The 10,269-nt window shown below is 43.9% G+C and carries 8 protein-coding genes and 1 tRNA gene; all 9 read right to left on the bottom strand.

Features of this window, described 5'->3' with window-relative positions; all coding sequences use genetic code 11:
- Positions 1 to 116 precede the first annotated feature (116 nt).
- Entirely contained in the window at positions 117 to 614 is a 498-nt protein-coding gene (locus Q1Q15_RS09400) for a type I restriction endonuclease (RefSeq protein WP_300458870.1), read from the bottom strand.
- Positions 615 to 972: 358 nt separating this feature from the next.
- Complete coding sequence (locus tag Q1Q15_RS09395; protein ID WP_300458867.1) at positions 973 to 2,616, bottom strand: site-specific integrase; 1,644 nt, start codon at positions 2,614 to 2,616, stop codon at positions 973 to 975.
- 109 nt (positions 2,617 to 2,725) lie between these two features.
- A tRNA-Met gene (locus Q1Q15_RS09390) sits at positions 2,726 to 2,802 on the bottom strand.
- Positions 2,803 to 2,857: 55 nt separating this feature from the next.
- Positions 2,858 to 4,372, bottom strand: a complete 1,515-nt coding sequence (locus Q1Q15_RS09385) for a zinc-ribbon domain-containing protein (RefSeq protein WP_300458864.1) — start codon at positions 4,370 to 4,372, stop codon at positions 2,858 to 2,860.
- Positions 4,373 to 4,388: 16 nt separating this feature from the next.
- Positions 4,389 to 4,904, bottom strand: a complete 516-nt coding sequence (gene hpt, locus Q1Q15_RS09380) for a hypoxanthine phosphoribosyltransferase (protein ID WP_300458861.1) — start codon at positions 4,902 to 4,904, stop codon at positions 4,389 to 4,391.
- An 8-nt stretch (positions 4,905 to 4,912) separates the two neighbouring features.
- Positions 4,913 to 5,851, bottom strand: a complete 939-nt coding sequence (locus tag Q1Q15_RS09375; RefSeq protein WP_300458859.1) for a J domain-containing protein — start codon at positions 5,849 to 5,851, stop codon at positions 4,913 to 4,915.
- 71 nt (positions 5,852 to 5,922) lie between these two features.
- Entirely contained in the window at positions 5,923 to 7,812 is a 1,890-nt protein-coding gene (gene mnmG / locus Q1Q15_RS09370) for a tRNA uridine-5-carboxymethylaminomethyl(34) synthesis enzyme MnmG (RefSeq protein ID WP_300458856.1), read from the bottom strand.
- A 33-nt stretch (positions 7,813 to 7,845) separates the two neighbouring features.
- Positions 7,846 to 8,784: a carbamate kinase gene (arcC, locus tag Q1Q15_RS09365; RefSeq protein WP_300458853.1), complete on the bottom strand. Its 939-nt coding sequence runs from the start codon at positions 8,782 to 8,784 to the stop codon at positions 7,846 to 7,848.
- A 10-nt stretch (positions 8,785 to 8,794) separates the two neighbouring features.
- Complete coding sequence (locus Q1Q15_RS09360; protein ID WP_300458850.1) at positions 8,795 to 10,114, bottom strand: cyclic 2,3-diphosphoglycerate synthase; 1,320 nt, start codon at positions 10,112 to 10,114, stop codon at positions 8,795 to 8,797.
- Positions 10,115 to 10,269: the final 155 nt, after the last annotated feature.

Here is a 10,269-nt window from a genome sequence, read left to right as displayed (position 1 = left end):
TGACAAAGGAAGCTATGAAAAAAATAGAAAACACTATCTGGCGGATAGAAGGAATTGGGAAATGGGCAGTTGATATACTGTGCTATGATGAATAAAATGGCCGATTTAATTTTGACTCATTGCCTAAGCATTCGATCCAGATCAAATTTTTCTTTTCCTAATTTTTTGACTTCAGCTAATAAATTTTTCCTCAAATTTAACATATCTAACTCTAAGAAAGGACGTGAATCCATTTTGTTTGGTGCTTCAAGATCAGAAAAAAACAAATAATTTATACCATTTGTTAAAATAGCGATGCGTGACTTTGTAACTGTAAAATAGCGAAAAAGTTGGCTCATGTTTGCATCACAAAGATTGTACTTTGCCTGTTTGCACTCAATTAGAATTATTACTTCATTCTCTTGAATAATTGCATAATCTACTTTTTCTCCTTTTTTGGTGCCGTGGTCAGCCACAAATTCAGGTACAACTTCTTTTGGGTTGAAAACATCATAACCAAGAGCGGCGATAAAAGGCATTATTAAAGCATTCTTGGTGGCTTCTTCAGTTTCGAGATGATTAATTAAAGAAGGAATTTTCTCGGCTAAGGCACTTATCTTTTCATCAAAACTCATAGAATATCTCCTGATTTATGCGTTTGGAAAAATGTTCGGGTTGAGCCTTCAAAGGCTACTAAGTACCCAGCCAAATATTTCCTGGCAGTATGAGAAAACGGCATCGCCTTATTCTATATGGTTCTTAAGATCATAATGTTAGAAAGCTTATGATCGGGTACTTATGTTTCGCTACGTGCTATTTTAAAATTAATGTTGAATAGTAAAATATGCAAGTCAAGTTATTTTTATTCTTGTCAACAAGTAGCAATATTCCAATGTTGTGTAAATAGTCAAAATTAAAATATGTGGAAAAGCAAAGAAATCGAGTCTTCATTTATCTCTCTATGTGCAGATTTTATATTTTGATACTGAATTATTAATGAAGTTTCTCCATGGTTAATCCACTGAACAAAATTTTATCAATGATTCCTTTTAGTTCGGGAATTTCATAGGTTTTGCCATAAACGCCATATGTCATGGAGTCGTTGGCATGCCCAACAATCTGCTGGATATAACTTTCGGGCAATTCTGAACGTTTGGCTTTGGTGACAAACGTATGCCGGAATGAATGGAAACTCAGCTTTTTATCGGCGGTTTTTATACCCTGTTTTTTTAGATAGGTTCCGAACCATTTTGATATGGAATGTCCATATTTTTTCTGCAATGGTTTTAAATCTGGAAACAGCCTTTCGTGTCCTGCTGATTTGGTTTGTTCAAAATAGTCAATAAAACCGTTTTTGATAAGTTGATCGTGGATAGGGACAAGTCGCTTTGAGCTTTTTGTTTTTACCCTTTTATCCTCTTTATCATTAATGTCAATGATCCAAAGATCATTTTCCTGTCTGATATCAGAAATATGCAATTGGCTGATTTCCTCTAATCTTGCACCAGAATAAAGCCCAATAAACGGTATCCACCATCTGTGAATTTGCTTGAGCTTTTGTTTGTAAATCTCAAGACCCTTAAATACCGATTTTACTTCAGCATCAGAGAAAGCATCTTTTAACTCGTCAGGTTTTTCTTTGGTTTTAGCTTTAATACCAGCGGCAAAGTTTTGTGACATATACTCCCGTTTAACCGCCCAAATAAAAAAAATGGAGACGCACTGCATGGCATTGTTTACTGTAGTCAGACTCATACAGTCTTCAGGTGGTAGATCCATATCCAAAAGTTCAGCAATAGTTTTATTTTTATAGACTTTTACCTTATTTCTGTTCGCAGGGATTTTTTTAAGTTTATCAAAAACTTCTCTTGTTTTGTCATAATCTATATCTGACAGATTGCAATCATTGATTATTTCGGTGAATATTCCAAGACGATTTTTGTATTCTTTGACGGTCTTTTCTGCCCATTTGCCATCTGATATACTTTCGTCTATATATTGCTGTATAAATGTTGAAACGGGCTTAGAATGGGGTTTTTTGACGTTTCCGTGGGTGGTGTATGAGGATAGTATGGAAAGCTCTGTATTGCTGTTGTAATTGCCTGATATGCGTTCTTTTTCTATTTTGATTGCGGCTTGATAAAGTTTTAACAATTCTCTTTTTGTAAATGCGTATAATGGATCGTCAAGTGAGATTGGAAGTCCTGTGAGTTGGAGGAATTTGTCAACGTCTTCATGATGCTTGCCTTCTTGACCTAAAAGCTGTTTTTGTATATCGGTATTGATTTTGTCCAAGGCTACTTCTTGACTCCAGGAACTTATATTTTTATTTCGGCCTTCAAGTCTTATTCGTTCATATTCTTCAAGTCGATCCTGCAAGTATTGTCCAAGCTCCGATTTTATATCCTGCTTTGTTATTGTCACCGTATTTCCTTCATCAATTCTTCTGAGATAGTTTTTCGTCTTATTGGCCAGAGTGGCAGCTAAAATTCGTGCAACCCTCAATGCACCAGTTTTAAGGCTCATCCTAATTTCGCCAGTGAACAAGCTACAATATTTTTTTGGAAAAACAAAGCGGAAATGATAGGTGGTTCCAACACGTAAAAGATAGCTGGGTGACTTGCTGATGTATTCCATAAAAAAACCCTCGTTTCTTATGCTTTTGTACAAGTGTTTTGTACAAAATTAGAAACAAGGGTTTTTATTTATCTCAAAAGCCTTGATAATCAAGGCCATTGTAAGTTTTTGGTAGCGACGCAGAGATTTGAACTCCGGACCCTGCGGATATGAGCCGCATGCTCTGACCTACTGAGCTACGTCGCCGAAAAACCCAAAAAAGATATCATGAATCGGATTGTATTGTCAATGTTTAATTTAATTAATTTCCGGTTGCTCGTTCAAAACCGGCGACTTTAACGGTGAAATTCTGCAATTTTTCAGGAAGATCGGAAAAGACAACCATAAACGGAACGCTGGTTTCGGGTTTTATATTGACATTTGAGTTGTGGTGTCCCGCTTTGACGGCAAGGAGGGTGTCAATGTCTGAAATATTACCGGTTTTGAGCATGTCCTCGGTGATGATATTTCCACAAAAGGTATGTTTTATTTTTGCTTCTACCTTGCCGGTTGTGATCAAAGCCCCCCGAATTTGGATATGACTCAAGTCAATATTTGAAGGGTTTTCCACCCTGCCGGTAATGACAAAAAGAGTGCCGGCAGCTGAATTGGTAATAAACCTGCCGTTTACACTTTTTTGGTTGGGGACCGGCTTGACTTCAATGGGTTCAGGTGTCGGTTTTTTAAAGTATTGTTCAACATAAGGGATGTTGATTTCTGAGAGATAGGGTATGTTATATCCGGTCACTAGGCTGGCTATATAGGCACCCATCACCAAAATAAATATCAGCAGTAATACCAGAACAGGACCGCCAATCAGGGGCTTTTTTTTCTTTCTTCTGGATGTGAGTGGAATGTCCAAAAGGGGTTCCGGTTTTTCAACCGGAATTCTTTCTTCTTCCTCGGTATCATCTATTTCTATGGTTTCTTCTTCACTGAAATCGTCTGCCGGTTCAGTCTCCTGTTCCAAAACATCATCGTATTCTGAAAAATCATCTTCCGGTGTAATGATGGGTGACGCTTCTTCCGTCATAAGGTCTGCAAGAGAAAGGACAGGATCTTCCTCATCCGGGGCTGTTTCTATTTCAGCGGACGTCTTTTTTGTTTCATCGTCAATACGGGATCCTTGTTCAAGTTCGAATTCACCCTCGTCTTCACCCTCGTCTTCAACATCGAATTCAAGTTCAAATTCATCTTCATCAAAAATCGGTTCACCCGTTCCCGTTTCCATTGTTAACGTGGCTTCATTGGTTCCCCTGTCCAAAGAAACAGGCTCATCTTCCATGGGCTCAAATTCAAGGCTGTCGAAATTTTCCTCCGGGATATCTTTAAAGTCGATATCATCCTCTTCAAACGCTAAAGGACTGTCCTGCAATTCTAGCTCTTCCAGGGAGTCATCCGCTTCCTCATTGATTTCAAATTCAGTGGTTTCAAGGGAAAGGCTGTCATCCATGTCAAGGTCTGACGCTCCCGGGTCAAAGTCTGTATCATCCAGTTCAAGATCATCGCTTTCGATGTCAAGATCAAATTCGTTTAACGAAAAGTCCTCGTCGTCCGTTTCAAAGTCAGCAGGTGCTTCAGCCGTACCGATATCATCAGGACCAATAGCAGGATGAAGGTCTGATAAGGCTTCGGGGACGTGTTCTGGTTCCGGGGGCAATGGATATGCCGTAAAAATATGTTTGCAAATACTGCAACGGACTTTTGACCCCTCTGCTTTGACAATAGAATCATCAAGGGTGAAACTCGTGGAACATTTATTACAGGTGATAATCATTAGATTCCCCTTATTTCTATAGTTTCAGATCATAGATGGCAGGAAGATTTCTATATTTTTCATCATAGTCCAGTCCATACCCAACAATAAATCCTTTTTCAAGTGAAAAACATGAATACGCAACATCAATGTTTACCTCACGTCGCTCATGTTTGTCAATTAAAGAGCAAATTTTAACGGATCGTGGGTTTAACAGGGTGATGAAATTTTTTATTTTCAACAGAGTATTTCCTGTGTCCACAATATCTTCCACGAGCAGGACATCTCTGTTTTCAAGCTCTAAATCCGGCTGCTTGGTGAAAAGAATCTGCCCGGTTGACGAGGTGCCTTCATAGGAAGAGGCCCCGATAAAATCAATTTCATGGTCAATGGAAATCTGCCGGGTCAGGTCTGCCATAAAAACAAAGGCTCCATTCAGAACCCCGACAAGCACCAGATCTTTGGTCTGGTAATCCCTGGAGATATCTTGTCCGATTTTTTTGACTTGTTTTTTTATCTCTTGCTCAGAGATTACGGGTATAAATTCAGGCATGTTATGATTTATAGTCCTGTTTTTCCTAATTGTTGGATCAGCGTTTTCTGCTCTTTTGTCAGCTTTTTTGGCAGGGTTATATTAATCACAACAAAGAGATCTCCGCAACCCTTTCCTTTCATTTGGGGAATTCCCCGGTTGGCGACCCGCATTTTTGACTTGTGGTTTGTTCCGGCAGGAAGCTTAAGGTTTATGGCGGAACCATCCGGGGTCACAACTTCTATCGTATCCCCGAGCAGTGCCTGGGTGAGCAACACCTGCTTTGAATACAAAACATCATTTCCTTCAATGGTATATCCGTCAGAAGCAATGGGATTGGATTTGATATAGAGATTGCCAGCAGGGCCTCCGTGGGGACTCATTTCACCTTTTCCCGCAAGCCTGATTTTTTTGCCCTGGGTGAGTCCCTTGGGAATGGTGACTTCAATGGCCTTGGCAATGCCCCCCTGATTGATGGTAATCGTTTTTTTGGTGCCATTGATAATCTCATGGAGGGTTAAGGGGATTTCATATTCAATATCTTTTCCCTTCATCTGAGGGTGTTGCTGGCCAAACCCCCCCCCTCCCTGGGAAAACGGATTACCCCCCATCCCTTGACCCCGCCGTGGTCCTCCCCTTCCGAAGGCCGAAGAAAATCCGCCGCCCCGGGATCCGCCAAATCCAAATTCTTTTAGAATATCCCCCAGATCAACGTTCCTGAAAATATCTTCCTGGGAGAATCGTTGCTGAAAATCAGCAGACCCATAGGTATCATACTGGTTCTTTTTTTCAGGGTCACTCAAAACAGCATAGGCTTCACTGATCTTTTTGAATTTTTCTTCCAGTGTTTTATCACCTTCTGTTTTGTCGGGATGATATTTTAAGGCAAGTTTTCGATACGCTTTTTTTATTTCTGACGCGTCGGCTTTTTTATCAACACCTAAAATATTGTAATAATCATCTGCCATATATCAGTCCTTTTATATTTTAATTCAATTATTTTAATGATTTATCTTCATTATAGTAAGTGTGAATCAGGTTAAGTCAAGGGTTGTTTTTTATGATGAAATGCTGAAATGGCCACCATTAAAACCGATATGGCAGCCGGTGTCATCCCGTCAATCCGGGATGCCTGTCCCAGGGAAGTGGGAAGAATTTGACACAGCTTTTCCCTGATTTCGTTGGAAAGACCATGGGCGTTGGCATACTCAAAATTTTTAGGGACATTTATTCGTTCCAGGTCTTTATATTTTTTTATTTCATTGAGTTGTCGCTGGATATAGCCTTCATATTTTATCTGGATCTCAACTTGTTGCTCTGCTCGTTCCAAAACAGGTTCGGGCGATGGGCAGATGTCTTTCAAAGTGACATAATTGAGTTCGGCCCGCTTTAACAGCTGTTCAAGTTTCACCCCGTTTGTTATGGGGGGGGTATCGTTGGCCTGTAACAGGTCATTCACGGCCTTGGTGGGCTTCACCACCGTTTGTTTAATCCGCTGGATTTCTTTTTGGGTCTGTCGTTGGATTTCTTCACAAAATTTCAGGGTATCATCATCCACAAGTCCCAGTGCATTTCCTATCTGTGATAATCTTAAATCTGCATTGTCCTCTCGGAGTAAGAGCCTGTATTCAGCCCTGGAAGTAAACATCCGGTAAGGTTCCTTTGTCCCCCGGGTGACAAGGTCGTCCACCATAACCCCCATATAGGCCTGGGAGCGGTCAAGGATAAAGGGGGCTCTTTTCTGAACAGCACAGGCGGCGTTAATGCCTGCCCACAACCCTTGCGCACCGGCTTCTTCATATCCAGAGGTGCCATTAATCTGTCCGGCCAGAAAAAGGCCTTTGATTTTTTTTGTTTCCAGGGCCGTGGATAATTCCAGGGGATCGACATAATCATATTCAATGGCATAGGCCGGCCTCATGATTTTTGCGGCTTCAAGGCCTTTCACAGATCTGACAACTTTATATTGGATGTCTAAAGGCAGGCTGTTGCCAAGTCCTGAGGCATAAATTTCCTTTGAGGTGATGCCCTCGTATTCAAGGATGACATGGTGACTGTCCCGGTCCGGGAATTTAACGATTTTGTCTTCAAAGGAAGGGCAGTATCGGGCAGACCGTCCTTTGATATGTCCCCCGTAAAGGGCAGAATATTTCAGGTTCTGGCGGATAATGTCATGGGTTTGCCGATTTGTCTGGCCCATAAAGCTGGGCAGCATGGGATTGGAAATTTCGGTTGTGGAAAAAGAGAACGGTTTGGGCCGGCTGTCTGACGTATGGATGTTGAACTTGGAAAAATCAATACTGTCCGCATGAAGCCGTGGCGGGGTTCCGGTTTTCATCCTTCCGATATTAAACCCCAGCCGTGAAAGATTTTGGGCAAGGCTGATGGCGGAAAATTCTCCGGCCCTGCCGGCATCGATTTTGGATGACCCGATGTGAACCGTTCCCTTGAGAAAGGTTCCCGTTGCAATAACAATGGCCCGGGTTTCGTATTCAAAACCGGTATGATCAATAACCCCTTTCACAATGCTGTTTTCAAGCACGAGTTCCTGGACCATGGCCTGTTTTAAATCCAGGTTTTTTGTGTGTTCAATGACTGTTTTCATGTTCTTTGAATACAGGGCCTTATCATTTTGTGTCCGCGTCGAATGTACTGCAGGACCTTTTCGCGTATTTAATGTCCGGTATTGAATGGCGGATGAATCTGATATTTTTGCCATTTGACCACCCAGGGCATCAATTTCCTTAACCAATTGTCCCTTGGCCATGCCGCCGATGGAAGGGCTGCAGGGCATGGACGCAATCTTATCCATGTCAATGGTTAAAAGCAGTGTCTGGCATCCCATGCGTGCAGAAGCAAACGCAGCTTCGCATCCGGCATGACCCGCACCGATAACAATGACATCATATACTTTAAAGTTAAAATTCATAACCTCATAATATATAATTGCTTGGTGATTTGGTCAATCTATAAATTCTGTTCCGGCATTTCCTGCGACGGCCTTTTCAATATCTTCCAGAAACGCGATGACCGCTTTTTTCCCCGGAATACTGGAAAACTGAAGGGCTGCTTCCACTTTGGGTTTCATGGAGCCTTCCGGGAAATGGTGGGCTTTCAGATAATTTTGGGCATCCTTTCGGGTGAGCTTCCGCAGCATTTTCTGGTTATGTTTCCCAAAGTTGATCGCGACCCCCTTGACGTCGGTGGCAATGACAAACAGATCTGCTCCCACCTCCATGGCAAGGCGGGCACTGGCCAGGTCTTTGTCGATCACCGCTTCGATGCCGCTGAAGGCCCGCCCTTCCCGGATGACCGGAATGCCTCCCCCGCCGCAGCAGATCACGATAAAGCCCATGTTGATTAGTTGTTTTATTTCGCGTTTTTCGACAATGGTGATGGGCTTGGGGGAGAAGGTCACGCGCCGGTACCCCCTGGCAGTTTTCTGGAAAGGCCAGGCGCCTTTTTCTGCCTGCTTTTTTGTGTAAATCGGTCCAATGGGTTTGGTGGGCGTCTTGAATGCCGGATCATGCTCGTCCACCACCACGTAACTGATCAGGCTGACCAGGGGCCGGGTCGTAAGGTTCTGGGCCATCAGTTCCGAGTCCAGGGTGGATTCGATCATGTAACCAATCTGCCCCTGGGTCTGGGCCACGAGGATCTCCAGGGGCATTTTGGGGACTGCATCACAGCACTCCTGCTGCAAAAGAAGGTTTCCCACCTGGGGGCCGTTACCGTGGGTGATGATGATACGATAGCGCTCTGACAGTCGGGCGATTTGTCTGAGGGTCACTTTCAGGTTATCGAGCTGCTGGAGGGCGGTGCCCTCCTGGCCTTTTTTGATCAGGGCATTTCCCCCCAGGGCCACGAGGAGGATGGGGGGGGTGTTTTCAGGATGGGTCATACGTCATTTTTCACCATAGGTCCATGTGCCGGGCGATTTCCGTCTCCAGTGACGGAAGCCCATGATCCTTATACTCGTATCGAATACGGACGGTGGGTTTGTCGATGGAAATGAACCGGGTCAAATCACTGGTGGTTCCAAGGATCACAAGATCGCAATCCACGTTGTTGATGGTCTGTTCCATGTCGGAAATCTGCTGGGTGCTGTATCCTGCCGCCGGGAGCAGGAGGCCGATGTCCGGGTAGGTATTGAAGAGGTCTTTGAAGGTCCCGGAAAGCCAGGGCCTCGGATCCACGATTTTTGCTGCGCCGAACCGCTTTGCTGCGAGGGTGCCGGCACCGAATCGCATCCCGCCATGGGTCAGGGTGGGGCCGTCTTCCACTACCAGCACCCGTTTTCCTTTGATGCAATCCGGGTCTTCCGCAGTGATCACTGAATCTGCCTGGAGGATAACGGCTTTGGGGTTGTGTGTTTCAATGGTGTTCCGAATTTCCTGGATTTTTTCCGGGTTTGCCGTGTCCACCTTGTTGATCACAGCGATATCCGCCATGAGCATGTTGGTCTCTCCGGGGTGGTAAGATCGTTCATGTCCGGCGCGGTGGGGGTCGAACAGCACAATGCTCAGGTCAGGATGGAAGAACGGCGTATCATTGTTCCCGCCATCCCATATAATGATCTCCGCCTCCTTTTCCGCTTCCCTTAAAATTTTTTCATAGTCGATGCCGGCGTAAATTACTGCCCCCATCTCAATGACCGGTTCGTACTCCTCCCGCTCTTCAATGGTGCAGTGGTGGATGTCAAAGTCGGCAACGTCAGCATACCGTTGAACCGCTTCCCGCTGCAGGTCGCCATAGGGCATGGGGTGGCGGACCAGGATTGATTTTTTCCCCATTTTTGTCAATATCCGGTAAATTTCCCGGCTGACCTGGGATTTTCCGCATCCGGTCCTGACAGCACAGACGGAAACAACTTTTTTGTTTGATTTCAACATGGTATAGGGGGCTGCAATCATGACGAAGTCGGCACCTGCGGCATTCACCATGGAACATTTGTGCATCACTTGTGTGTGGTGGATATCGCTGTAGGAAAAGGAGACCATGTCGACCTTGTGTTGTTTGATCAGGCCGACAAGATCCGTTTCCGGATGGATGGGGATTCCCTGGGGATAATGGCTGCCGGCTAAATTCGGTGGGTACCGCCGGTTTTCGATATTGGGAATCTGGGCCGCAGTAAAGGCGATGACATTGTATCTTTGGTTGTTCCTGAAATACACATTGAAATTATGAAAGTCGCGCCCAGCAGCGCCCATGATGATTACGTTTTCTACCATAGCAGTCCCTCCTGAATCTGTCTTATTTTAAAATGATGCTGTCTAAGCGTCAAGCACTAAATAGTACCCGACCGAAAACCGCCAATTTCCCCGATTACTGCGTTGGACTCAAATTTTAATCCTCAAAATACTGAATGTATTCCTCCGGTTAAAAT

It is taken from the genome of Desulfobacula sp. (assembly GCF_030145145.1).
GTDB lineage: Bacteria > Desulfobacterota > Desulfobacteria > Desulfobacterales > Desulfobacteraceae > Desulfobacula.
The sequence above is the reverse complement of the archived record's forward strand: the minus strand, read 5'-3'. Positions and strand labels throughout refer to the sequence as shown.